The 26,718-nt window shown below is 44.5% G+C and carries 19 protein-coding genes; 5 read left to right on the top strand and 14 right to left on the bottom strand.

Annotated elements, in window-relative coordinates:
• The first annotated feature begins 313 nt into the window (after positions 1-313).
• The gene (locus CLV51_RS08875) at positions 314-1,897 is read left to right on the top strand and encodes an FMN-binding glutamate synthase family protein (protein ID WP_106527699.1); all 1,584 of its coding nucleotides are present in this window, start codon (positions 314-316) and stop codon (positions 1,895-1,897) included.
• A gap of 315 nt (positions 1,898-2,212) precedes the next feature.
• Here the strand turns inward: CLV51_RS08875 and CLV51_RS08870 are convergent, their stop codons facing one another.
• The 11 genes from CLV51_RS08870 to CLV51_RS08820 all read right to left on the bottom strand — a co-directional run bounded on the left by CLV51_RS08870 (position 2,213) and on the right by CLV51_RS08820 (position 19,502).
• Entirely contained in the window at positions 2,213-2,986 is a 774-nt protein-coding gene (locus tag CLV51_RS08870) for an amidohydrolase family protein (RefSeq protein WP_106527698.1), read from the bottom strand.
• Positions 2,987-3,140: 154 nt separating this feature from the next.
• Positions 3,141-3,866, bottom strand: a complete 726-nt coding sequence (pgl, locus tag CLV51_RS08865) for a 6-phosphogluconolactonase (protein WP_106527697.1) — start codon at positions 3,864-3,866, stop codon at positions 3,141-3,143.
• A 99-nt stretch (positions 3,867-3,965) separates the two neighbouring features.
• Positions 3,966-5,471 carry a glucose-6-phosphate dehydrogenase gene (zwf, locus tag CLV51_RS08860; RefSeq protein ID WP_106527696.1) on the bottom strand — a complete coding sequence of 502 codons (1,506 nt, stop codon included), beginning with the start codon at positions 5,469-5,471 and terminating at the stop codon, positions 3,966-3,968.
• A gap of 24 nt (positions 5,472-5,495) precedes the next feature.
• Positions 5,496-6,914 carry an NADP-dependent phosphogluconate dehydrogenase gene (gene gndA / locus CLV51_RS08855; RefSeq protein ID WP_106527695.1) on the bottom strand — a complete coding sequence of 473 codons (1,419 nt, stop codon included), beginning with the start codon at positions 6,912-6,914 and terminating at the stop codon, positions 5,496-5,498.
• Between the two features lie 290 nt (positions 6,915-7,204).
• The gene (locus CLV51_RS08850) at positions 7,205-9,784 is read right to left on the bottom strand and encodes a phosphoenolpyruvate carboxylase (RefSeq protein WP_106527694.1); all 2,580 of its coding nucleotides are present in this window, start codon (positions 9,782-9,784) and stop codon (positions 7,205-7,207) included.
• A 239-nt stretch (positions 9,785-10,023) separates the two neighbouring features.
• Positions 10,024-10,860, bottom strand: coding sequence for an energy transducer TonB (locus CLV51_RS08845; RefSeq protein ID WP_106527693.1), 837 nt, complete (start codon positions 10,858-10,860; stop codon positions 10,024-10,026).
• A 247-nt stretch (positions 10,861-11,107) separates the two neighbouring features.
• Entirely contained in the window at positions 11,108-11,998 is an 891-nt protein-coding gene (locus CLV51_RS08840; RefSeq protein ID WP_211301972.1) for a sterol desaturase family protein, read from the bottom strand.
• A gap of 163 nt (positions 11,999-12,161) precedes the next feature.
• The gene (locus CLV51_RS08835) at positions 12,162-13,718 is read right to left on the bottom strand and encodes a sulfatase-like hydrolase/transferase (RefSeq protein WP_106527691.1); all 1,557 of its coding nucleotides are present in this window, start codon (positions 13,716-13,718) and stop codon (positions 12,162-12,164) included.
• An 11-nt stretch (positions 13,719-13,729) separates the two neighbouring features.
• Positions 13,730-15,211, bottom strand: coding sequence for a SusD/RagB family nutrient-binding outer membrane lipoprotein (locus tag CLV51_RS08830; RefSeq protein ID WP_146151255.1), 1,482 nt, complete (start codon positions 15,209-15,211; stop codon positions 13,730-13,732).
• 19 nt (positions 15,212-15,230) lie between these two features.
• Complete coding sequence (locus CLV51_RS08825) at positions 15,231-18,506, bottom strand: SusC/RagA family TonB-linked outer membrane protein (protein ID WP_106527689.1); 3,276 nt, start codon at positions 18,504-18,506, stop codon at positions 15,231-15,233.
• Positions 18,507-18,572: 66 nt separating this feature from the next.
• Positions 18,573-19,502, bottom strand: a complete 930-nt coding sequence (locus CLV51_RS08820) for a hypothetical protein (protein WP_106527688.1) — start codon at positions 19,500-19,502, stop codon at positions 18,573-18,575.
• Here CLV51_RS08820 and CLV51_RS08815 point away from each other — a divergent pair.
• The gene (locus CLV51_RS08815; RefSeq protein ID WP_146151254.1) at positions 19,501-19,743 is read left to right on the top strand and encodes a hypothetical protein; all 243 of its coding nucleotides are present in this window, start codon (positions 19,501-19,503) and stop codon (positions 19,741-19,743) included. The genes CLV51_RS08820 and CLV51_RS08815 overlap by 2 nt on opposite strands.
• Positions 19,744-20,072: 329 nt before the next feature.
• On the top strand, positions 20,073-20,903 hold the full coding sequence (locus CLV51_RS08810) for a YitT family protein (RefSeq protein WP_106527686.1): 831 nt from the start codon (positions 20,073-20,075) through the stop codon (positions 20,901-20,903).
• 73 nt (positions 20,904-20,976) lie between these two features.
• On the opposite strand, the gene CLV51_RS08805 is transcribed toward CLV51_RS08810, so the two are convergent.
• Positions 20,977-22,035 carry a glycoside hydrolase family 2 TIM barrel-domain containing protein gene (locus CLV51_RS08805; RefSeq protein WP_106527685.1) on the bottom strand — a complete coding sequence of 353 codons (1,059 nt, stop codon included), beginning with the start codon at positions 22,033-22,035 and terminating at the stop codon, positions 20,977-20,979.
• Positions 22,036-22,224: 189 nt separating this feature from the next.
• Here CLV51_RS08805 and CLV51_RS08800 point away from each other — a divergent pair, with 189 nt between their 5' ends.
• Positions 22,225-23,346: an acyltransferase family protein gene (locus CLV51_RS08800; protein ID WP_106527684.1), complete on the top strand. Its 1,122-nt coding sequence runs from the start codon at positions 22,225-22,227 to the stop codon at positions 23,344-23,346.
• Positions 23,347-23,563: 217 nt separating this feature from the next.
• Positions 23,564-24,349: an SDR family oxidoreductase gene (locus tag CLV51_RS08795; protein WP_106527683.1), complete on the top strand. Its 786-nt coding sequence runs from the start codon at positions 23,564-23,566 to the stop codon at positions 24,347-24,349.
• Positions 24,350-24,418: 69 nt separating this feature from the next.
• Here the strand turns inward: CLV51_RS08795 and CLV51_RS08790 are convergent, their stop codons facing one another.
• Both CLV51_RS08790 and CLV51_RS08785 read right to left on the bottom strand, forming a co-directional pair.
• Complete coding sequence (locus CLV51_RS08790) at positions 24,419-25,552, bottom strand: TlpA disulfide reductase family protein (RefSeq protein WP_106527682.1); 1,134 nt, start codon at positions 25,550-25,552, stop codon at positions 24,419-24,421.
• 3 nt (positions 25,553-25,555) lie between these two features.
• Positions 25,556-26,713, bottom strand: coding sequence for a TlpA disulfide reductase family protein (locus CLV51_RS08785; RefSeq protein WP_106527681.1), 1,158 nt, complete (start codon positions 26,711-26,713; stop codon positions 25,556-25,558).
• Positions 26,714-26,718: the final 5 nt, after the last annotated feature.

Genomic DNA, 26,718 nt, shown 5'->3' with positions numbered 1-26,718 from the left:
ATTTAAAAAGATTAGCGAAGATTTCAGCGGATTGTCTGAACCAGGATTTTTAGGATTGAATGGATTACCCTGATGGATGTTATATTGTTTTATTCGGAGGATATTTACACAAAAATCTCCGCTGAAATCTTCGGCATCCATCAGGGTAATCCATTCAATCCTAAAAATCCTGGTTCAGACAATCCGCTGAAATCTTCGCTAATCTTTTTAAATCAAAAAAATAAATCTGGGTAATCAGCATAATCAGTCTAATCGGGAGAAAGACATTTCCCTACCGATAATTCTTTAACTTTAATTAAATAACTGCTGTCTTATGGTAAAAGCGTTTATCGGATTCTCATGTGTAAGTTTACTCCTCATTATTGGCTTAGGTTTATTTTTCCCCTGGGTGTTTTGGTTGTTAATTCCTGTATTACCTGTTATTATTATGGGGTCACTGGATATGATGCAAACAAAACATGCCATCATCCGTAATTACCCGGTAGTAGGCAGGATGCGTTATTGGATGGAAGCATTGCGCCCTAAAATTTATCAATACTTTGTTGAAAGTGATATTGACGGTAGTCCCATTAACCGTGTAGATCGTTCTACTATTTACCAGCGCGCCAAACGGGAGCTGGATTCACAACCTTTTGGCACACAGTTCAACGTGTATGCAGAAGGGTATGAATGGATGGCACATTCCATACAGCCACAGGATTTTGACAATATGGAAAAAGATCCGCGGGTAATGTTTGGTGGAAAGGATTGTAAACAACCCTATTCCGGCAGTATTCTTAATGTAAGCGCTATGAGCTATGGCTCGCTTAGTCCCAATGCAGTAGAGGCATTAAATGGTGGCGCCAAAATCGGGAATTTTGCACACAACACCGGCGAAGGTGGTATCAGTGATTTTCATTTGAAACAAGGTGGTGATATTATATGGCAGATAGGTACCGGTTACTTTGGCTGCCGTGAGGAAGATGGCAATTTTTCCGATAGCCTGTTTGCAGAAAAAAGTGCACTGCCCCAGATTAAAATGATAGAGCTAAAAATTTCACAGGGCGCCAAACCCGGCCATGGTGGTATATTACCGGCTGCTAAAAATACGCCGGAGATAGCAGAGATCCGTCATGTGAAACCATATACCACCGTATTTTCACCGCCCTATCATAAAGCATTTAGCAGTCCGCGGGAGATGATGCTGTTCATTAAACGCCTGCGGGACCTGAGTAAGGGCAAGCCTGTTGGCTTTAAGCTTTGTATAGGTCAGCAGCGCGAATTTTATGCACTCTGTAAAGCCATGATAGATACCGACATCTACCCTGATTTCATTACCATTGATGGTGGTGAAGGTGGCACCGGGGCAGCGCCACCGGAATTCTCCAACTCAGTAGGGATGCCACTGATGGATGCATTGTCCTTTGTACACGACACCCTTACCGGATTTAATATCCGCCATCATATGAAGCTTATTGCTTCCGGCAAAATACTTACAGGCTATCATATACTACGGGCCATGGCGCTCGGCGCCGATACCTGCAACAGTGCACGTGCTATGATGATGGCATTAGGCTGTATCCAGGCACTTATCTGTAATACCAACAAATGTCCGACAGGTGTGGCCACACAGGATAAATGGCTCGCCGGCGGGCTTGTTGTAGACGATAAAAAACATCGTGTATTCAACTATCATCGCGATACAATTGAAAGCGCCATAGAACTCACTGGTGCAGCGGGTTTAACAGATCCGCACCAAATCACGCGCCGGCATATTTCCCGTCGTGTATTTATGAACCAGGTAAAAACTTTTGAAGAGATATATCCAAGCACGCCTCCGGGAGCTTTATTGAACGGGCAAATGCCGGAGCATCTGCGGAGAGAAATGGAGACTGTAGGGATTGATAATTGGGGATGATGTCTTTCTCCCGATTAGACTGATGATGCTGATTACCCTGATTTTATTTTTTTTATTTTGAAAGATTTTAAAAAGATTAGCGAAGATTTCAGCAGATATTGTCTGAACCAGGATTTTTAGGATTGAATGGATTACCCTGATGGATGTTATATTGTTTTATTCGGAAGATATTTACACAAAAATCTCCGCTTAAATCTTCGGCATCCATCAGTGTAATCCATTCAATCCTAAAAATCCTGGTTCAGACAATATCTGCTGAAATCTTCGCTAATCTTTTTATTAATCCTTATAATAAAATCGGGGTAATCAGCATAATCAGTCTAATCGGGAGATAGACAAAGGTTGATACAAAGCAAGTGCATTTTCCCTGCATATTTTTGCGGCGATATCATCCGGAAAATTATTTAGGATCAATTGCAGGTCTGTTACTGCAAACGGCCGTGGAGCACGGGTAGAGGGCAGATCAGTACCGAACAATAACGCACCGGGATTGATAGCGGTAATCTGCCGCATAGCAGTTAACACATCAAAATCACATCTGCTGAAACCAGTCGCTTTTACTCTCGCTCCTTTCTCTACCAGTGGTAATAAATATTTAAATCCAGCTTTGGAAAGTCCCAGGTGATCAATTACTACAGCCGGCAGTTTATGCAGTGTAGTAGATAAACCGGGCAACTGACGGGAATCTACATACAACTCCACATGCCATTTAACGAGTTCGTGTACACGCAATCCCAACCGTTCCAGGAACTTTACACTTTCAGAACCTCCGCGCTGCACATTAAATCGTACGGCGCGTACACCAGCGTTATGTAAAGCTATTATTTCTTCATCAGTAGCACTGGCCGGTATCTGTGTAACACCTACATAATTTGGCCCCAGTTGTTTTAATGCTGCCAGCAGATACTGCTGATCAAATCCCTGAAAAGAACCAGACACAATAGCACCGCCGTCGATATTCAGCCTGGCGGCATGTTGCTGATAATCAGACACTGTAAAATCCGAAGGCAAATATCCTTCATTTGGCTGCAAAGGAAACTGGTGATCAATTATGTGCAGGTGTGCGTCGAATACGGGCTTATCAAACATAATCTCATCGTTGTTGGTACAATACACAAGCTACAGAAATAATTACGAATTACGAATTGCGAATTACGGAGTTGTGGGTAGATATAGTTGAATATTTTCGCTTATATCTACCCACAACTCCGTAATTCGCAATTCGTAATTCGTAATTATTTACCTATAATTCCATGGCAGAAGCAGCGGCTTCGTCTACAAACCAATGTAGTTCACCATCTTCAGGTCTGATGAGTTGGGATGGGAATTTTTCTGCATCAAAAGTACCTTCAATTACATTTTTCAGTGTGATCGCTTTATTGGCACCAGTGGTGAGAAAAAGCACGCAGGCTGCATTATTAACAACGGGTGCTGTTAAAGTAATGCGGTACATATCCTGCACCGGCAGGTAGAAAGCTTTTACCCAGGCTTTCTTTTCGTGTACTACTTCGGTGCCGGGGAATAATGACAATGTATGTCCATCATCTCCCATACCTAACAGTACCAGGTCAAAGGTGGTTTCATCTTTTTCAAAATAGGACTTCAACACCTTTTCGTATTCTGCGGCGGAAGCTTCCGGTGCAATGTCGGTACGCATTACGTGAATATTTTCAGGATTCACACCTACCTTATCCAGCAGCTCGTCAAAAGCCATCCGGGCGTTGTTACGCTCATCATCAAACGGTACCGCTCTTTCATCTCCCCAGAAAAAATGTATTTTTTCCCATGGGATCACCATGTTATATGGCGCTTTAGCCAACAGGGTATACAATTGTTTCGGCGTATTACCACCCGATAGTACGAAAGTAAAACGTTCCTGCTGTTGTAATACTTCTAATATGTAATTACTGATCCAGGCAGCCACATTTTCACTCAGCTGTTGAGGATCTTTCGCGATGTGTAGTTCCATAGTAAGAGAATGGAATTACGAATTACGAATGGCGAATTACGGTTTTATGCGAAGATTATCTGCTATAAACCGTAATTCGCCATTCGTAATTCGTAATTCTTATTTAGATGGTAAATTAATCCAGCTGTGACCATCACGGGCGATGAGTGCATCTGCATCATCGGGGCCCCATGAATCCGGTGCATAGTTCGGGAAGTCCTGTGGTGTACGGTTTTCCCATGTTTCCAGGATTGGCATAATCACTTTCCATGCAGCATCTACCTGGTCGCCACGCATAAACAGGGTAGCATCACCTTCCATAACATCCAGCAGCAACGTTTCGTATGCTTCCGGTGCATGTTCGCCATTGGCGGCGTCATAATTAAAGGTCATATCTACCGGGTCCAGTGTCATTGTCTGACCAGGGCGTTTAGCCTGGAAGCGGATACGGATATCCATTTCCGGTTGTATACTGATAGTAAGCCTGTTGGGGCGCCATGACTGTGCAGCTTCCGCTGGAAACGCATATGGTGGTGCCTCTTTAAAGGTCAGGATAATATTGGTAGCCTTCTGGTGCAGGTATTTACCGGTGCGCACATAGATCGGAACACCCTGCCAGCGCCAGTTATCAATAAAGAACTTCACAGCAGCATAGGTCTCGATATTGGATTTCGGGTCTACGCCTTTCTCTTCACGATAACCAGGTACCTGGTTTCCTTTCATCCAGCCGGAAGAATATTGTCCGCGTACGGCAGATTCATGTACATTCTCCGGAGAGATGCGGCGGATAGCGTTTAACACATCCACTTTTTTGTTACGGATTTCGTTGGCATCAAAAGATACCGGCGCTTCCATAGCCACCATACACATGATTTGCAGGATATGGTTCTGCACCATATCACGTAATGCACCTGCTCTTTCATAGTAACCGCCACGACCTTCCAGTCCCACGCTTTCAGCAGCAGTGATCTGGATATTATCGATGAAGTTGCGGTTCCATACCGGTTCAAACAAGGCGTTCGCAAAACGAAATGCCAGGATGTTCTGTACGGTTTCTTTACCGAGGTAGTGATCTATACGATAAATCTGTTCTTCCGTAAACTTCTGTGCCAGCAGCTCATTCAGCTCATGTGCACTTTGCAGGTCATGACCAAATGGTTTTTCTATTACGATGCGGGTGCTGTGTTTATCACTGCAAAGATTCAGTCCACCCAGCCTGGTAGCAATATTTGGTACCAGTTGCGGCGCTACTGCCAGGTAAAAGATGACGTTAGGATGTACGCCCCACTCTTCTTCTTTTTGTTTTACCAGGTCAGTGATACTGCTATAGGAAGCGGCATCTTCCGCATCCATCTGCAGGTAGGATACATGTTGACTGAAATCCTTCCAGTGCCCATTCTGCTCGCCCTTACGACGGGAAAATTTAGTGATACCTTCCAGCAAATGTTTATGATAATCTTCGTTGCTGTACGGGCTACGACCTAAGCCTGCAATTGCAAATTGCTCAGGCATCCACTCATCTAAAAAAAGATTGTATAACGCAGGCGTTAGTTTCCGGTAGTTTAAATCGCCGCTGCCGCCGAAAATAAAAAGGATGGAAGCAGGAGGGCGTTTATGGATCTGCATATATTTAATTAAAATGAACTTACGTTAATGTTGCTGCCACTCTGTGTGAAAAGTGCCAGGAATATCTACACGCTGATAAGTATGTGCACCAAAATAATCACGTTGTGCCTGGATCAGGTTGGTAGGCATGCGACCAGTACGGAAAGCATCAAAATACGACAAGGCTGACATCAGTCCTGCTACCGGAATACCTGCTGCAACAGCTTGTGCTATTACACTGCGGGTATTACTTTCCACTGACTGTACCAGGTAAGCCACTCCTTTATCCAGCAGGATGTTTGCCAGATCAGTGTTTTGCTGATATGCCTGTGTAAATACTTCCAGGAGGGTAGAACGGATGATACAACCGCCTCTCCATACTTTTACCACTTCCGGTAAAGGTATTTCCATTTGCAGGTCGCGGGATGCTTCGTGCAGCATGGCCAATCCCTGTGCATAGCTCAGGATGGTAGTAAAATACAGGGCATCATGTACCTGTTTGATCCACATTTCCGATGTAGCGTGAATGGTACTATCCGTAGCAGGATACAATGCTTCCGCCTGTACGCGCTGGTCTTTGTAACCAGAGATTGTACGCATGGCCACCGCTGTATCAATTACAGGTACTGCCACCGGCAATTCCATAGCATCCTGTGAAGTCCATTTGCCTGTGCCTTTAGAGCCGGCCTTATCGGAGATCACATCTACCAGGCGTTTATCTGATTTATCATCATTCTGCAGGAAAATATCTGCGGTAATTTCAACGAGGAAAGACTGTAAAGCGCCCTGGTTCCAGCTTTTGAATACTTCATGTAACTGATCGTTATTCAATCCGGCACCTTTTTGCAGCAGCGCATAACTTTCGCTGATCAGCTGCATAATGGCATATTCGATACCGTTATGTACCATTTTCACATAATGACCCGCTCCTTCTTTACCCAGATAAGCTACGCAAGGTGTATCCTTTACTTTGGCCGCAATGGCTTCCAGCATAGGTTTTACTTTGGCATATGCATCCAGATCACCTCCCGGCATAATGCTGGGGCCAGTTCTGGCGCCCTGCTCTCCACCGGAAACACCCATACCCATAAAATGGATACCTTTTTCACGGAGTTGCTGCACACGGCGTAAAGTATCTGTATAGTGGGAGTTACCACCATCAATCACCACATCGCCCTGCTCCAGCAGCGGCAAGAGGGAAGCAATTACGTCATCCACCGGCTGACCAGCTGGTACCAGCATCATCAGTTTGCGAGGGCGCTCCAGCAACTGCACCATAGTGGCCAGTTCTGCAACACCTTTCACTGTAGTACCCGGGGTAGCGGCTGTTTCCAATGCGCTGTTCTTGGTAGCGTCTTTATCAAAGCCGATAACGGAAAAACCATGGTCCGCCATGTTGAGCAACAGGTTCCTACCCATTACTCCGAGGCCGATCATTCCAAAGTCATATAAGCTGTTTGCCATATTGTGTAATTACTTAAGGAGGTGTAAAAGTAGAAAAGAATTACGAATTACAGAGCAATGCAAAGAGGAAGGCCTTCGGCCTTTGTCTTTTCTTTACCATGATTAGACTGATTTAAATGATTTTTCTGATTTTATTTTCTTTTAAAAGTTATCTATATCGTTTTATAATATGCTTTTATAAAATCAGTATAGGATAGTGATTAGAAAGAAATGAAATCAGGGAAATCAAGATTAATCATCAAAATCATGGTAAAGAAAAGACAAAGGCCCAAGGCCTTCCATATACCATATTAAGCTGAATTTCTGCCTGCATTGATGATACCAAAAGAGCAACGCATAATTAGTTTCTCGTATGTTTCTCTGCCATGGCCATTATCCGGATGTGAGTCCAGCTCACGGATACGGGTAAGCGCGTATTGCTGCGTAGTTAATAAAGGCAACACAATTCTTTCACGCATCTGGATCGATAACTGGTCAATAGGACTGCCAGCCATCAGCTCCGATTCTCCATTCAGCAGCAGCAGGTATTTTTTGGTGAGCTCAAACTCATCGTAGATCATCTGCCACACTTCTCCGTACTGCGGATGTTTTGCCAGATAAGCGGTGAGCGGGAAATAGCTTTTTTTCATGGCCATCTCACAGTTATCCAGCAGGGTCCTAAAAAACAGGGAATGTTTGTATAAATGTTGCACTTCCTCCCATTTACCCTGCTGATCCAGTTGTTGCAACGCGCTGCCCACCCCATAATAACCAGGTACATTTTGTTTCAGCTGACTCCAGGCACCTACATAAGGTACTGCCCTGAGGTCGTTGAGATTCAGTTTGGCAGAGGCATTACGCTTGCTGGGGCGACTGCCGATATTGGCTTCCGCATAATAACGCAGCGGGCTGGCATGATCCAGGTAAGCCAGGAAATAAGGATGATTCTTTAATTTATTATAGGACATATAACCTGCATCAGCAAGGGATTGCAGCAAGCCTTCCTCTTCTTTGGAAAGCGTTACCTCCCGGGAAGAAAATAATTCATTGCTGATACCTGCGTGTACCAGCTGTTCCATATTGAACTGCGCGGCATCCACAGTACCAAAGTTGGAGCTGATGGTTTGTCCCTGTATTGTTTGTTGAATTTCTTTATTGGCGATGTTTTTACCCATGGACGCATAAAATTGATGCGTTTTTCCACCACCACGTGCCGGAGGGCCACCACGGCCGTCAAAGAACACTACGCTGATACCATATTCCTGAGAAATCGTTGACAGCTCCTCTTTTGCCTTATAGATGCTCCAGTTGGCCATCAGATAACCACCATCTTTGGTACCGTCTGAGAAGCCCAGCATAATGGTTTGTTTACACTGACGGCGACGCAGGTGCTCGCGGTAATCTGCATTTTCATACAGTAACTTCATCACCTGTCCTGCATGACGTAAGTCATCAATTGTTTCAAACAGCGGCACAATATCTACAGTGATGGTATCTTTTTTCCAGCCACTCAACAGGAACATACCGTATACTTCCATTACGTTGAGTACACTGGTACTGTGACTGATGATGTAACGGTTACAACCCTCTTCCCCATTGGCATCCTGTATTTGCTGTATGGCAGCAATAGTTTGTAGTGTATCCTGGTGCAGGGTGCTTTCCAGCAACAAAGGATCTATTGCCTGATCAATGCGGAGCAGTGCTTCAATTTTTGCCGTATCATCCAGCGAGGCGTAGTTCTTTGGCAGTACATTCGTTTTTGCCGCTACTTCTTCCAGCACAGCCTCATGTACAGAACTATCCTGGCGGATGTCCAGCGAGGCAAAGAACAGTCCGAATATTTCCACTTTGCTGGCGAGATTATCTACCAGGTGAACAAAGAGGCTGTTATGTTCTTCAACAATTGTTTTTCGTATAGCCGACAACGTGTCCAGGATCTCCCGGCGGCTGATATCGGCTTTATGGCCGGGTATGAAGAGATTACGCGATAGCTTGGATTCCAGTGCTGCCACTACATTTTCCACGCCTTTGAAAGTGAGCCTGCGCCGCAGGTTACGGACTTCGCGGAAATAACATTTCATCACCGATGCCCGCAATGCCGCTGCCACTCCCAGGGTGGTGGGCTCTTTCACAAAAGGATTGCCATCACGGTCGCCGCCGGGCCAGAAGCCCATACGGATCAGGGAATTATCGCTGCTGATCGCTTCCGGAAATTGTGCACGGATAAATGAAAGTATCCGTCCCGCTGCCTGATAAAATATATTTTCAAGGAACCACACCAGGCTGATAGCCTCATCGTATGGTGTAGGTTTTTCTTTTTTGAAAAAAGGTGTTTTGCCTAGTTGCTGCAGGTACATATTCACCTGCGCCGTGTTATCATCGATCAGGGCTTTGGACAAATCATTGATGATGCCCAACACCTCGCCGGGATAAAACTGCGTAGGATGCGCTGTGAGTACCAGTCTTACGGAAAAATCCTCCAGTTTCTTCTTTAGCTTATCCTGTGCCTGCTCCTGTAATACTTCAGATTGCAGGTGACGCAGGGTACCGGCTCCCTGCAGGTCGCGGACATTGCGGAATGCGGCATCTTCCAGGGCATCAAATAAAACTACCTGTCTTTCTGCATATTGTACAAAGCGGAACAGCAGATCTGTGCGCTGCTTTTCCTCTTTATAAGTGGTATACTGTTCAAAGAAGGAGTCCATGATTTCCTGTGGGCTGCCGCCTTTGGCGTAGCCTTCTTCACAATGAAGGAGGAATAGGGACAAAAAAATGCCTGTCTTTTCCACCCGGTGGAAAGGCAGTGAGGTGAAAAGGCTATTGTAAAGCTGAAACTTTGTACCAACAAGGTTTTTAAACTGTTGCAGCGAATTATTTACCGGCGCTTCCATACTAATTTATCCGTTTATAGTGCTGAAGAAGAGAACTAAGCGGCCGTTAAATTAATAATTATTATGCTAATTTCTTAGTTTTTTGATTTTTGTTTTACAGATAGATAAAATGTTTGAATATTATCTAATAAGAAGGGGCCTTTTAAAAGCAATCCCGGCCGCTGTGAGCAAACCGGGACTGGTATCAGGATTAGAAAGCGCAGGTTAAATGGATGTAAGCCGGATTAATAGGTATGTTATTATTGGGTTAACTTAAATCGGATGGGCAGACTAAAAAACACAGCAACGCTTTGGTTATTTTGTCTGCCTGGTTTCCATTTTGGCATATTACGCACTACACGTGCGGCTTCTTCTTCCAAACCGCCACCTTTGGCTGCTCCTACAGTTTTTACATCTTTAATATTTCCATCGCGGTCCACTACGAACTGAATGTATATAGTTCCTTCAATTCCATTTTCTTGTGCCACAGCAGGATAACGAATACTCTTACCTAAATACTTCATCAGTGCGTCCTCTCCACCGGGGAAGGAAGGAGGTATTTCTACAACAGTAAAAATTGTTTCTTTGGCTGCTGTAGTTGGAGGTGCAACCACATTGTTTCCCGGGCCAGCTACATCAACAAGCTCGTTGCCATTTCCACTCAGCTCTCCGTCTTTATTTTCAAAACCAATTACTTTGTTGTTCATCTCTTCATGCCTTGGCGGCATTTGATCAGGCGGCACTTCTTTATTTGTAATAACCGGTGTAGTAAAATCAATAGTGGCAGCAGCAGGTGGTGGTGCTGTATGTACAGGCGGTGGTGGCGGAATTACCGGATCCGGCTCTGGTATTTTTACTTCATCCAATTTCATAGTTTTGTCTACAAACAATGGATGATGATTATTTTCAGCGGCCATTAATTTATTATTTAACACATAGCCACCAATCATTACTAATACGATGGAAGCGGTGCCTATTACTGCATTGCGAACACGCTTGTCGTAACGACTGCGTAATTCATAGGCCCCATAATCTTTATTCCTTCCATCGAAGAGGATGTCGAGAAATTCATTTCCCGGGATTTTAGTAGAGTCCATAATAATTTGTTTCTAATTAGATGTTCGGGGAAAATGTTTTCCATAATGTTTTGAAAAATATTTTTTTTGGGAGAGCTGAACGCGGAGATACATTATGGGGCGACATTGACATCGCAAGAAGATAACATGGCTGTAAAAATAGAAGTCCCGACACGTGTCGGGACTTGCTGGCACTGGGGACCTTACCTGAAAACAAGTGGCTCCTTCCTTATAATTAGGCTTTCCGAAAAATGTATAGTCGTTCACGTTATATCGTAACTACTTCCGGATTAATATCTTCTGTTAATGATTGTTGTTTAGGGGCAGCAGCTAATTCACTGCCTTCTTTCTTTGATTTAAAAACCGGATAGAACATTTGTGCATACCATTCTTCTTCCTGATAATGTTCCAGTCCATATTGTTCCGGATATTGACGGGTAATTTTTGCGGTACCAAAAATTACATCCCAGAGGAAAAACATGTTACCATAATTGCCCTGGTAGTGGCCCACCCCATCACGATCGTGCGCTGCATGATGGGCATGATGTGTAGCAGGCAGCGAGATAGTACGTTCCAGTATCCAGGCTACCGGATGCAACCACTTGTAATCATACAGGGGCTTGTCCCAGCGGATACTGGAATGCGCCATTGTAGTGATCAACCCTTTGATACCTCTCACCACCAATGCCGGGAAACCAAGGCCCAGATAGGTTAATGTGATGGTAGCATAGATCTGTGGAAACAACACCGTGTAAATGAAATTCTGCCGGCTGGCCATCGCCATACCCATGTATGGTGCCGAATGGTGCGTGCGATGGAACTTCCATAACCACGGCACTTCATGATGCAACCGATGATACCAGTATTGCGTAAGATCGTCTGATATGGCCAGCAGCAACACGCCCCAGCCAAATGGCACCCAACTGAATACATTCCGGAACTGCGGTATCACGTTAGGCAATAAAGTAAGCGCAAACCAGGACACTATAACGGGCATGACTAAACGCCCCAGTAAAATAGACGCCAGGTCTACTGCTTTTTCAGTGGCTTTCCAGTTGCGGTAAAGTCCAAACGAAAACTCCAGCATGCCCGTTACCAAAAGGATGACGGTAAGTCCCCATCCGTTCAGGTGCGTAAAAATAAGTTTGATTGTTTCCATAAATACGCTTTTATAGTTACAGATTAATGATACCATACTTTCAATAACTGCAATATCACCCACACAAACAGCAGTGGCAGCAGGTATAGCGCCACGCTAACAAAAAACTTCCTGATGATGAGCCATATATCCTGCCAGGTCATATGCATTGGTTTTAAATTGATCAGATAGGAAATGGATAATATTCTCCATCTATTTCCAATGAATAACTGTACCTGCTGGGCCATACAGGTTTTTTCACCTGCCCTTCCCATTTGGCGAGATCCGCTTTTAACTCTTGTAACTTTTGCGGATTCAAGGCTGCGATATCTTTCTTCTCAGACAGGTCATCTTTTACATTGTACAGGAATTCTTTATGATTGCGTTCATTCACATACAGTTTAAAGTCGCCTTTAAGAATAGCTTTTGAATAGCCGCTCCGCCAGTACAGCACCTCATGTGGCGTTTTTGTTTGTTTGGATTGCAGAAAAGGTAAGAGGTTCACGCCATCATATACCCGGTCTTTAGGCAATGGAATGCCTGCTACTGCCACCGCCGTACTATAGATATCCAGGTTGCTCACCGCCTGCTGATACTGCTTGCCTGCAGGTACTTTACCGGGATAAACCACGTAAAAGGGTATACGAATTCCGCCATCAAAATCAGAGAGCTTTCCTCCTTTCAATGGTTTATTATCTGTAGCACGGGTGTAAGTAGCACCACCGTTATCGCTGGTAAAGAAAATGATTGTTTCTTCGTCCAGGTTCAGCTGCTTCAGCTGTTGACGGATACGCCCCACTGCCCTGTCCAGTGCTGTGATCATACCGTAATACACTCTTTTCGTAGTGTCTTTCACGTTAGGGTACAGATCAAAATCTTCCTGCTTTGCCTGGAAAGGATCATGTGGTGCATTAAAAGGCAGGTATAATAAAAACGGCTGATCTTTGTTTTCCGTAATGTACTGAATAGCTTCATCCGCCAGTTTATCTGTGAGGTATTGTTTCTCTTTCACTTCTATATTATTTCTTACAATACGGTTAGAACCATTGCGATGCCAGGCCGCCAGCTCGCTCATAGCCCATGGCAGGTGCCAGTCTACCACACCGGGTGTTTTCTCTGGTGCATACATGGTTAAGCCGCTATAAAAGCCGAAGTGATAATCAAATCCCCGTTGCTGTGGATAAAACCCTTCTTTTTCACCCAGGTGCCATTTGCCGATGATGGCTGTTTTATAACCGTTGTTATGAAATAATTGTGCGAGTGATATTTCTGTAGCAGGTAACCCTTTAGGTAATTTATCAAACTCTTCGTCGGTAATATCCAGCTTTTCAATAGTAGAATTACGACTCTTCAGCCGGGCTGCTAATGATTGCTGTTGTTCCGGTGATAACTTTACACCGGCATCCTGCGGCACCAGGTATTCAAAGCCAAAGCGTTGTTGATAGCGGCCGGTCATGATGCCTGCACGGGATGGCGAACAAATAGCAGCGGTGCTGAACGCATAGGTAAAACGGGTACCATCATTTCCCAGTGCATCAATATTAGGTGTTTTAATCACCTCATTGCCAAAGGCATGTAAGTCGCTATAGCCAAGATCATCCGCCAGTATTACGATAACATTAGGTCGCCGTTTGGGGGCTGGTTTTTTATCAGATAAATTACGTGTAGCCGAAGCCGTTATAAAACCAACAACTATGGTAAGCAACAGCAGCGGTGTTTTAAATGTGATGAATGAAGTCATGATGCATTGTTTTATTGATCCCACCAGGGGCGGGGTGTTTGATAATTGGAGCCGGCAGGCGTGTTCTTATTCAACGACTGCTCTGATTGCGGATATGGTACCCGCCGCGGAATGTTACCATTGGGATTAAACCCATGTGTAGCATTCTGCGCCAGCGGAATATCCGGGTAACCTGTTCTACGATAATCTGTCCACGATTCTGGTTGTAAAAAGAGTGCAATATATTTTTGGGTGATCACTGTTTTTAAATCAGTGGCAAAAGCGCCGGTAAGACTGCCCTTTGCAGTGATATAAGCAGCTTGTTTAGCCGGTGTGGCAAACGGATCATCGGTATTGGTAATGACTTTGTCGAAAGATGCTTTGATCGCGTCCTGCAAGGCTGTTTGTGCCAGCGGATCAGCAGGATTAATAATGATACGGGCTTCAGCTTCCAGGAACTTGGCTTCGCTGAAACTGATGAGTACTACCGGCGAGGTAGCGGAGCCATAGTAGCTACCGATCAGTGAAAACGCACCCGGCACTCCGCCAACGCTGCCGCTGTATGAGTTAGTACCTGCTGGCGACGGGGTGGCAAAGTAAGCCCGGCGCGGATCTACAAAAGCGCCAGCTACTTGCGCAGGAGGATCAACTACCTGGTTACCATTCAACAGATTTACAAATGGCGCCCCCAGTCCTATCCATCCCGGACGGGTTAAGTTTTGCTGATAATAAGGATTAGCATTAGTAGCAGCTGATCCAAAATTTAACTGTGCATCCTGCCGTCCATTGGCAATACCGCGCCAGGTACCGTTATTATACAGATCAGCCAACACATTGGCTGCGGCCTTTGCACCATCCAGGCGACTCAGGTGGATAGCATAACGGGCCTTCAGCGTCCATGCGGTGGCGATCCATTTACGGACATCGCCATTAAAGATAAAGTCATCAGCAGCAGGCAATGCGCCCTGGTTATCAGCGGCTACCTGTGAAAGCTCACTGATAGCGGTGTCCAGCTGCAGCTGCAATGATTTGTAAATATCTTCCTGCTTATCATATGCCAGTGAAGTATATCCTCTTTGTTTCAATGCCTGTGTATAAGGTATATCACCAAACAGATCTGTTAAGGTGCCAAATCCAAAAGTGAGCAGTATCCTCGATATGCCCTTATAATAGGGCAGGTTTTGCTGCCCGGCTTTTATCTGCAACAGATAAAGGTTTTCGAGTGCATTAGCATAAAAGTTAGTCCATACGGCATTGAACCTAACCGGACCAGCCGTGTAGTTACCGTTGGAGGTGGCGTCTCCATTGGCGCCACTGGTTTGCTGAACGTAAGTACTGGTGATGAGGCCTGCGTCTACGCCCAAACTAAACGACAGCGTTGCTTCCGACCCACTCAGTAAAGCACTGACAGGCGCGTCTGACGAAGCATTCGGGCTGACATTGGTTTCCGCCAGCCGGCAGCCATTTAGCAGTAAAAAAGTTATCAGTAATATGTTATATCGATTAATTTTCATATAGTCATTGCCGTTATAATCAGAAAACAACGTTTAAAGCAGCACCATAGCTACGTGTGTTGGGAGTTGTCCAGAAGTCAATACCGTTGAAATTAGACAGGCCGTTACGCATACCCAGATCCGGATCACTACCCGTGTAATTGGTTGCCAGCAGGAAGTTGCGGCCGGTGAGTGTGAGACTGGCCTTTTGCAGACGCGCCGGTTTCAGCCAGCGTTCCGGCAATTGATAAGTGAGATTAATATCTTTCAGCTTAATCCAGTAAAGGTTTTTTTCTACATATAATCCCTGTATATCAAATGTGCGGCGATACCAGTCCTGGCTCAGCACTGTGGGAATAGTATTGGGTATGCCTTTGCTGGCGGTAACACCTTCAAACACAGTAATACTGCCACGATTAACAGTAGACTCATCTACACCGTTAAACACCATTTGTAAACGCGGCGCATTGAAGATATCGAATCCGTAACGGGTATCTAACAGGAAGGAAAGCAGTACACGACCAAACTTCAACTCATTACGCCAGCCCAAATTAAATTTAGGGTTGGGATCACCTATACGGGTAAACGAAGTATTGACAATAGGATAACCATAGTTCGAATTAGGCTTGCCTCCTACTGTTGGATTATCATCGATGATCATCTGTCCATGTTCATTTCTTTTCACATCCTGTCCGTAGAATACACCATACGGCTCACCAACCATGCCACGGGCTTCCATCCATACACCGCCTAAACTCACACTGGTTAAGCCTTCTCCCAAAGATTTCACTTTACTGATATTTTTAGAGAAGATGAGCGAAGCATTCCACTCAATATTTTTACGACGCACTATATTTTGTTGCAAACTGGCTTCTATACCGCGATTCACAATTACACCGGCATTGCGCAGGTCGTACAATGCACCGGTAGAAGAAGGCAGTGATACCGGTATGATCTGATCTCTGCTCGTGTTGTTATAGTATACAACGTCCAGTATGGTTTTATTTTTGAAGAAATGCAGCTCTGTACCTGCTTCCCAGGTTTGGATCCTTTCCGGCTTCAGCGCCGGATTACCCAATACACCGGACAAATCGCCCAGCTGATTACCGAAGCTCAGACCGGGTTGGTTATTAAACGGAAAGTTGATACTGCTCTGAATCCAGCCTGATTCGCGGGTAGGATTAAAATATGTTTGCAGCGAATATGGATCGGCATCGTTACCTACTTCTGCAAAAGTGGCGCGCACCTTACCGAAATTGAGTATACCCCAGTTGATAGGAATTCCTTCTGTAAAAACAAAACTGCTACCCACGGAATGATAAAAGAAAGCATTGCTTCCTGGTGGTAATGTAGAAGTCCATTCGTTTCTGCCGGTGAGTTCCAGGAACAACCATTGTTTGTAATCCAGTTTAATATCACCATATCCTGCTACTAATTTTTTGCGGATAGTTTGGTTGAAAGTGAGTGTAGTAGCGGCGTTGGCAATATTGAAATTTCCGGGTACTGTTAACCCATCGCCCCGGGTGTTTACCTGGTTACGCCAGGAATTATAAAAGTTATGACCCAGTATAACGGTAAGGCCTATATTTTTTCCCAGCTGTCGCTGACCGGATAAGATGAAGTCGGTATTAATATCTCTTCTTCCATAATTCACATCATTAATGATACCGGTACCTATACCCGAAGTACCTCTGCTGAAGCCACCTTTACGCACATCGGTATAATTGTCGATGCCACTACGGAATGTAGCCTTGAGCCAGTCGAGTATCTCATAGTTTACTTCCGCGAAGCCAATGAAACGGTTGGTCTGGTCCTTTTGCGGGTTCATGTTGAGCGACCAGTAGGGATTGTCCCACCCCCTGCCGTTGGCATAAGAGCGGGAATCTCCCCAGGGTTTGGCAGTAGTGGGCGGTAACTTATATGCATCTTCATGCCGCCATGGATCACTATAGCCGTTTGTGATGTCGAAGTTAGCCGGTGAGTTGATCAGTGCACGCATTACATTGGTGTTGAAGCCTCCCATAAGTGCGCGGTTATTGGCTCCTGACTGAATGTAATTGATGCCGCCGTTAATCTTCAACCGGTCAGACACATTGTAATCCGCATTCAACCGCACGGTATGCCGATAGAAATCGGTGGTGGGTATGATGCCTGTCTGATAGAGATCTCCGTAGGATAAATAATATCCGGCATTGCCGGTGTTGCCGTAAGCGCTGATATTGTTATCGCGCGTCCAGCCTTTCACAAAGAAGTTATCGACGTTATCGTATCGGTTCAACGGAATACCATTGGAAGCGGGATTGCTTTTTCCAACGATGGTTCCGTTCTTATCAAATTTGCCTGGAATGTTGCTGTAGGTCAGTGTATCCAGTCTGGCGCCCCAGTTTTCATCCGAACCTGGTTGTCCGGGTAATACATACAATCCATTTAAACCATTGGTAAAAGCAGATTGGCGGGGTTGTGTTCTTCTGTTAACTTCATCCATGGTAACACTGCCGGTATAGCTTACGTTCCATTTTCTTTCTGTTAACTGACTTCCTCTTTTGGTGTTGATGATCACTGCGCCATTGGAAGCGCGGATACCGTATAATGCTGCCGCAGCGGGGCCTTTCAGTACTGTTAAACTGGCTACATCTTCATTGTTGATATCTATTGCACGATTAGATGGCGTAGCCAACGACGATGCGTTGGTGATATTACCAAGGATATCCTGCGTAGAATTATCAATGGGTACGCCGTCCAAAATAAACAGCGGCGCATTGTTGCCTAATAAAGAACTGTTACCACGGATACGGATACTCGCAGAACCACCGGGAGAGCCTCCACTGTTGCTGATCTGCACGCCAGGGGCTTTGCCGCTGAGTGCCGCCACCACATTAGGTTCGCGGGTATCCGTCAGATCGTGCCCTTTTACTTCCGTTACACTGTAACCTAAAGAGCGGGTATTACTTTTAATACCTACTGCCGTTACCACTACTTCGCTGAGTAGTTGCCGGGACCGCAGTGTGATTTCAGCATTTTCAGGCGGTTCATAGATCTCCAGTTCCCGGGGCTGATAGCCAACAAAACCCACCAGAATTGTTTGAGGCAACGCCCCTTTGAACTGAAGTTGATAGTTTCCGTTTTCATCGGTGATAGTGCCGCCACTCCCGTTTTTTATGCGGAGCGTAGCGCCAATAAGTGGCTGATGTGTTTGCAGATCAATGATCCGCCCTTTCAGTAGCACCTGTGCATGCAGGCTATGGCATACCAGGAGCAAGGGTAAAAGGCATAGCAGCACAATAACTTTTCGTATATGTGTAATCGATAGGTTCATGGTTGATGACGTATTTTTCACGCAAAAACGCGGAGGACCGCAAAGGCGCAGAGATTTCGTTTAGTATTATTCCTTTGTGCCTTTGCTTCTTTGTGTTCTTTGTGAGAGACTTTGCTGGTCTTGCTTCAGAAAGCCGAAAGCATGAAGTTGTTGTTGTCCTTGTTCCAGGATATATTGTATCCAGGCTTTTACAGCGGGCTTATTTTTTTCCAGTTGGCGGTTATAGGAAAAGGTGACGCCTTCTACCGGGATAGCTGCCGGCGGTGCGGTTTCCAGGCGTTTAATAAGTACATCCAGGTTGCCGTAAAAATCTTCCTCTGCATCCAGTTTACCATTGTCATTTAAGTCGAGCGGAATAACAGCAATATTATTTACCGGTTTACGGTTATGGAGATCATAAATAAAACCGGGATTATTAAAAGAGATCGCATTGGGATCTTCCTGCACGGCCTGGAGCAAATGTTGGTCATCTCCCACTACACTCTTTCCTTTTATCTCTTCAAAAGAGGAGCCATAGAATGCCGCGAAGGTAACCGGGGCGCAGGATTTCTCCAATCTGTTATAGACAGTTACCGTTGGTGCTGCAGCAGCGCCTCCTGTTTTCTTAAACCCATCATCTTCAAAAAACAGTGTGCGTAATGTTTTTACTTTTAATGGCTGACCGGCATAACTACTTTTAGTATTGGCTACCGGGAGGAGGGCATAGCGGGCTACTTCAATGTAGGCGATGCTCGCCTGTTTGTCTGTTGCTGCAATATGTTGTGCGGTAATATGGATGTCAGCATTGGCTGCGGCGGCCTCCCGCGGCGATATCAGGCGGAATGTAACGCTGGGATTTTCTTTTTGGAAAGCAGTTATCCATTGTTGTACGAGCGGGAATGTAAAACGTGTACCCGTAACCGTTATAGTATCTTTTGAAGCAATAACTGTTTGTGCCTGTGTTACTGATGCGGTCAGCAGCAGGGCCACCGCTATATAGCAGATGGATGTTTTCATGATTAGATTTTTTTGGCAGGAAAGCAATATAGAAAGATGCTGGTTGAGATGCCGGGAAGGTGCGGGTAGGTATGTTGCTGAGAAATTTACCACCAATAAATTTGCAGCATACCGTCCCCGCAGGCCTGACCAGGCATTCTATTTACAGCTTACAGAACGCAAGACTTTGCATTTAACAGCAGCAGCTACAACAGTAGTGCGCCGTTTGAATGTAACGGGAACAGGTAGTGGTTACCACTGAATATTGCGTATGGGAACGCATTCCACAAATCGGAGTGTGCCTTTTCATAGTGTATTTTTTATTTACACAATTTTTCAATAATGATGGCAGCAGCACCTTGCTGGTGGATCAAAGGATGCCGGAAGCTTTTGCCTGATGCTCCCTGGTGGTGGTAAATTTTATTAGTCTACTGAATTGGTAGACAAATATACATCGAGTTTTATTAATTCCAAATAGCGGGGCAATAATTTTTAAAAAATAATCTGCGGTCACTATTAAATGTGTGTTACAACCTGTTTTACAAGATGGTACTTAGTGCCTTTTGCGGGAAAATCACCTAATTTTGCGGCATGAAAGAGCATCTTAAAAATATACTACTCATCGTGGTAGGTGCGCTGATCTTTGCTGCAGGTATTAACTACCTGGCCATTCCCAATAAATTATCGGAAGGTGGTGTGATCGGTATTACCATTGTTACTTATTACTACTGGGGCTGGTCGCCGGGTATTACCAATTTAATTATCAATGCCATTTTGATAGTGACCGGCTACAAATTACTGGACAAACGGAGCATGATATATACAATATTGGGCATCTTCTTTTGTTCGCTTTTTCTTTATCTGACAGAAAACAAGTTAACACCTATTACCAGCAATCCTTTGCTGGCAGCCATTTTCGCAGGACTGCTGGTAGGCATTGGCATTGGGCTGGTATTCCTTTCCGGCGGTACTACCGGCGGATCGGCTATTGTAGCCCGTTTATTCAATAAGTATTTTGGATGGACACTGGGAAATGCTATGTTGATATTTGATATTGTGGTAATAGCTGCATCATCTTTTATCATCGGGATAGAAAAAACGATGTATACATTCATTGCCGTTTACATCGGCGCCCGGACAGTGGATTATATTGTAGATGGCCTGAATACCAAACGTGCTATCACCATTATCTCTACCCAAACCAGCGCTATTGCAGAAAAAATTACCGGCGATATGAAACGCGGAGCCACCGTACTGCACGGGCATGGCGCCTATACTGGCTCACCCAAAGAAGTGTTGTATGTGGTTATCGGTAAACAGGAACTGATGCGCCTAAAATCATTGGTACAGGAAACAGACCCCGAAGCCTTTGTAGTAATACATGAAGTGCATGAAGTATTGGGAAGAGGATTTTCCAAATAATTACGAATTGCGAATTGCGAATTACGTTTATAAGCGAAGATCGCGCCTATACGTAATTTGCAATTCGTAATTATTATTTTCCTGTCAGCTGCTTAATCAACGTTACCTCCTCCTCCCGATAAGGTGTACCATCTGCTCTGAAAATGTCATGAAACCAGAGTGCAGGCTCTTTCCCATCAGCGATGGGCGTATCCCAGGCATAAATAGTATTTGTTTTACCCGCTACCAGTCCCCAGTTATAAGCACCAATGTTTTCCATTTTAAGCATCGGCATAATATTATCGAAACGGCTGCCACGTGTGCGGGCCATATATTCTGTGCAGATAAGCGGCCGCCCGCGGGTACGCAGCCGGTCTATCCATTCCCGGTGTTTTTCCGGCGTCATATAGTTATGATAAGTAATCACATCTGAATGATCCAGCTGAAAATCGCTCAGTTTTTCCAGCCGTACTTCCCATACTCCTGCCGACAAAGGCTGCGTAGGATTCACCTGCCGGCTCCATTGGAAGACTTTTTCCAGTAAAGGCAGACTTGTGTTACCATAGCCATTGCCAGGTTCGTTATACAGGTCCCACAGTATAATGCGGGGATCTTTACCAAAAGTAGTGAGGATATCTTTTACATAGCGCTCCAGGGTGTCCGTTAAAGCTGCATTTGTATAGATCGCCGAACCGGGATCCTGTATCCAGCCGGAATTATGCACACCTGTTCTGGGTGCCGGCTGAGCACCGGCGTGGTACTGACTGTTCCAGCAATCGTCAAAAAATACGAAGATGGTAGAAATATGATGCTGGTCCGCAATATCCAGGTAGGTATTGACCCGCTGCTTAAATCCCGCCGGATCTATCTCCCAGGCCAGGTGATGCAGATATACCCGCATAGAATTTAATCCAATAGAAGCGGCATATCCCAGTTCACGATTAATGGTTGCCGTATCAAAAGTAGTTGCCTGCCACATTTCCAGTTGATTAACAGCCGTACTGGGAATAAAATCACATCCCCGCAGCCAACCCTGACGGGCATACCAGCTTCTTGCCTTTTGTTTAGACCATACGTCGCTTTTTCTGTGCGTACAGGCTATTTGCAGGAGCAACAGGAATAATGACAGCAGCGTAATAATTCTTTTACTCATGAGAAAGGGGTTTGGTTGGCGGCAACTAAAAATAATAAATTTATCGCATGTTAGTATCTGTCATCTCCTGATTTACGATTTACTTTTGAAGATGATATTTGGATTTTGAATTTTAGATGTATATATTGTAGACGCTCAAACGCAAATTTTCATTCCTTACCATCTTTATCAACCAATAATTCAAGGGAAATGACACAAAGCTCACAACGCTTTTTACCGCTGGATGTATTCCGCGGCATGACGGTCTGTTTCATGATAATAGTCAACACAGGTGGGACCGGCGGCACCTACTGGCCGCTGGACCACGCTCCCTGGCATGGCTGGACACCCACAGATCTCGTATTTCCATCCTTTCTGTTTGCTGTAGGCAACGCTATGAGCTTTAGTATGAGAAAATATGAACAGCTGGGCAACTCGGCTGTGCTCGGAAAGATTTTTAAACGTACACTGATTATTTTCCTCCTTGGCTATTTCATGTACTGGTTCCCGTTTGTTAAACATACGGATACCGGACTTACCTTTAAGCCGATTGATCACACCCGCATTCTTGGCGTATTACAGCGCATTGCATTGTGTTATTGTATCGCATCTTTACTCATTCATTACTGTTCTAAAAAATGGGTATGGGCCATCAGTGCACTGTTTTTATTTGGCTACTGGGCCATCCTCTGGTATTGTGGTACCCCGGGAGACCAATATGGCATTAATGGTAATGCGGGCATCTTCCTGGACAAAATGGTAATGGGCGATAATCATATGTACCATGGCGAAGGCATTGCTTTTGATCCGGAAGGTATACTCAGTACTATTCCTGCTGTAGTGAATGTTATTGCAGGTTATTACACCGGACTGTTTGTACAGCAACAAGGCAGAACAAAGCCAGGACTGATGCGCATGGTACTAGCCGGCGTGGTGCTCTTTGCACTGGCATATGCCTGGAATACCGTATTCCCTATCAACAAAAAATTATGGACCAGCTCTTATGTATTGCTGACTGTAAGTATAGATCTGATGCTGCTATCACTGCTGATTTTTGTAATAGATATACTGGGCGTAAAGGCTGGCACCGGCTTTTTTACTGTATTCGGGAAAAACCCATTATTCCTTTACCTGCTGTCTGAAGTGATGGCGATTATGTTTTACTTTCTTGTAGTAAATGGCGTCTCCCTTTATCAATGGATCAATGATCATATTTTCCAGCCACTGTCGCCCGGAAAATTCGGGTCGTTGCTGTTTTCCCTGGCCTTTATGCTCACCTGCTGGTGCGTTGGGTATATACTGGACAGGAAGAAAATATATGTACGCGTGTAGATGCGGATGTTGTCTTTCTCCCGATTAGACTGATTATGCTGATTACTCTGATTTTATCATCAGGATTTAAAAAAGATTAGCGAAGATTATAGCGAAGATTTTTCCGCTCTGATCTTCGCTAATCTTTTTTAATCTCACAAAGAAATCAGTGTAATCAGCATAATCAGTCTAATCGGGAGAAAATCAAAATCCTTAAATTGTATACAAAACAATTACGATGGAGCTCTCATTGAAAGGAAAAACAGCGCTTGTTTGCGGTAGCTCACAAGGAATAGGACTGGCAACAGCAGTAGAATTATCATTACTGGGTGCAACCTGCATTTTATTGGCCAGAAATGAAGACAGATTAAAAGCGGTATTGCCCACACTCAGTACTAATGATGGACAACAACATAGTTATGCAATTGCTGATTTTTCAGATGTGGCACAGGTGGCCGATGTAGCGGCAAAAATAGCAGCAAAAGAAACCGTTCATATTGTTATTAATAATACCGGTGGACCCGCTGGTGGTCCTATTATAGAAGCCACTGCACAGGCTTTTACTGCGGCATTTTCACAACACCTGCTCTGCAACCAGGCCTTGGCACAGATATTTGTACCAGGCATGATCAAAGCCGGATTTGGCCGCATCATTAATATTATTTCCACTTCTGTAAAAACACCACTAAAAAACCTGGGAGTATCTAATACTACCCGTTGGGCTGTAGCAGCCTGGTCTAAAACACTGGCTACAGAACTGGCACCACATAATATCACTGTGAATAACGTATTACCGGGATCTACTTCCACCGCACGTTTAGAAGGGTTATTTAACAGCAGCGCCACAGCACGCAATGTTTCCATAGATGTAATAGAGACCGAATGGCTGAAGGAGATACCTATGCAAAGATTTGGAGAGGCCCGGGAAATAGCAGCCCTGGTGGCTTTCCTGGCATCACCAGCTGCAGGGTATATTACAGGCACCAGTACGGCGGTAGACGGTGGGAAAACACCTGTGATATAGTTTTTTTATAGAGATATTTTGTTTCCGGAATAATTCCATCTCCGGAAACAAAATATCTCTATAAAAAAATTATTTCAATACTTCCGCCAGCTTCTGCTCCAACCTTTCGCCACGCAGATTTTTAGCAATGATCACACCATCCGGGTTCAGTAGCAGGTTCTGAGGCACAGCAGTAATACCGTAAGCCTTAGCCACTTCATTGCTCCAGCCTTTCAGGTCACTTACGTGTAGCCATGGGAGTTTGTCGTCATTAATAGCTTTTATCCACGGTGCACGTTTTTCATCCAATGAAATAGCAATGACTTCAAAGTTTTTATCGTGGTAATGTGCATAAGCTTTACGTACATTAGGATTTTCTGCTCTGCAAGGGCCGCACCAGCTGGCCCAGAAATCTACCAGCACATATTTCCCTTTAAGAGAAGCCAGTGTAATGGTTGCTCCGGTGGTATCTGCCTGCGTAAACGGCAGTGCAGGATGTCCGATGGCTGTTTTTTTAGCGATATCTAATTTGGCAGCGAGCTCCTTCCCTTTTACAGAATTTTTGAAACGCTGATCCATTCCATTAAACAGCGGCTCAAACTTATCAGGATTGATAATACTGCTGCGTCCTATTACCATATCCCAGCTCACAAAAGAGGCGGGATGGGATTTAATAAAAGCCAGCTCTCCTTCTTCTATCTTATCACGTAAAGGCGACATTAATTTCTGAATAGAATCTACTGCGGTATTATTCTTGCGCAGGTATTGCGTTTTCATTTCTTCCGACAAAGGCTCAAACTGGTCTGTTAAAGGTTTCAGCTGGTTTTGCAGCAGCAAATAATCCGCTTGCACAGTACCGCCTTTGATCAGCGATTTTTTCATACTGCCGTTACCGTTAACGGTGAATATTCCTTTCTCCAGATAAAAATCCTGTTTATCTGCAAACAGCATTTTTTCAATAGTGAATTTACCGTCATCGTCCAGTGCTTTGAGTTTAAGGGTAGCATTCACGGGCTCACTGATGGTTCCTTTTAATTCAAATGCACCGTTCTTAGTGGTGGCAGAATCTTCTATTTCTTTTTTATCAACACGGTAGCTCAGCATTACTTTGGTTTCTTTAGGAAGACCACTGATACCTCCTTTGATAATATACGCCTGTTGTGCTATGGCGCCCGAAGCAGCCATCATGGAGGCTACTACGCTGGTAATTATAATATATTTCATGTTTTATTTTTTAAAGATGACTGCTAATTTTTCTGTTAATCCTTCTGCTTCCTGGCCTACATACCTTGCTATAATTTTACCTTCTTTGTCCAACAGTATTTTAGTAGGAAAGGCAGTCACACCATAGGCTTTCACGGCATCAAATTTTTCCATGCCGGCATTGTTGAGTACCTGTATCCAGGTGAGCCCATCTTCTGTAATAGCTTTCTTCCATGTGGATGATGCATCATCGCCTTGTTCCTGCGCGATACCTACAATTTCAAAACCGGCAGCTTTGTAAATGTTGTACAATTCCTTCAGATGCGGATGACTGTTGCGGCAAGGCCCACACCAGCTGCCCCAGAAGTCGAGCAATACATATTTTCCTTTCAGTGTTTGCAGATTTACCGCATTCCCGTTAAGGTCTACTTTATTCAGTGCTATTGCCGTTTGCCCGACAGCAGTGGCTTTGGTACTGGCCAGCTTATCTTCAATCCGTTTAGCGTATTCGGAAGTTTTATATTTATTGTCCAGCTTCTTATAGGCCGTTTCCAGTTGTGTTGCGCTCAAACTGTTGATCATATTGGCCAGGAAATACATACTCACCAAAGATTGCGGATACGATTTTATAAAACCCATTTGCAATTTATCCTGTTGTGCTCCCAGTTCTTCTCTTAGCTTCCTTGTTTTTGCGCGCACTGCAGGATCATTGGCAGTAGCGGTATCCTTGTTGGTCAGCTGTGTATTTCTCCAGTTTTTACCTGTAATAGCTGCTTCTTTTGCTTTAATACTGCTCCATTCGTTATTTTCTTTTCCACCTATTACAGCAGCTTTATATATAGCATTTGCATCGCCGGTGATACTAATGTTATCATTTGTAAGAAAAAATTGCAGGCCTGGCGCGGGAATAAAGCCGCCGTTCGTTTGTACACTCAATGCCGGATTGCGGACCGCAAAATGGCATAATACCGGGCGATCTACCTTTCCTTTAAAAACAATCGCACCATTTTCAGTAGTGTAATTACTGTCCAGTACAAAATTTTTCCCGTCCATATAAGCTATCAGGAATTTTGTATCCGCGGCGTGTTTCAATGTAGCTTTTACAGTATAACTATTTTGTGCAGTGGCAGAAAACCCGCCAGCAATGAGCATTACCGCGCTCATTATTTTTTTATAATTCATATGCT

Origin of the sequence: Chitinophaga niastensis (assembly GCF_003014755.1) — a bacterium.
In the GTDB taxonomy this organism is placed as follows: domain Bacteria; phylum Bacteroidota; class Bacteroidia; order Chitinophagales; family Chitinophagaceae; genus Chitinophaga; species Chitinophaga niastensis.
The sequence above is the reverse complement of the archived record's forward strand: the minus strand, read 5'-3'. Positions and strand labels throughout refer to the sequence as shown.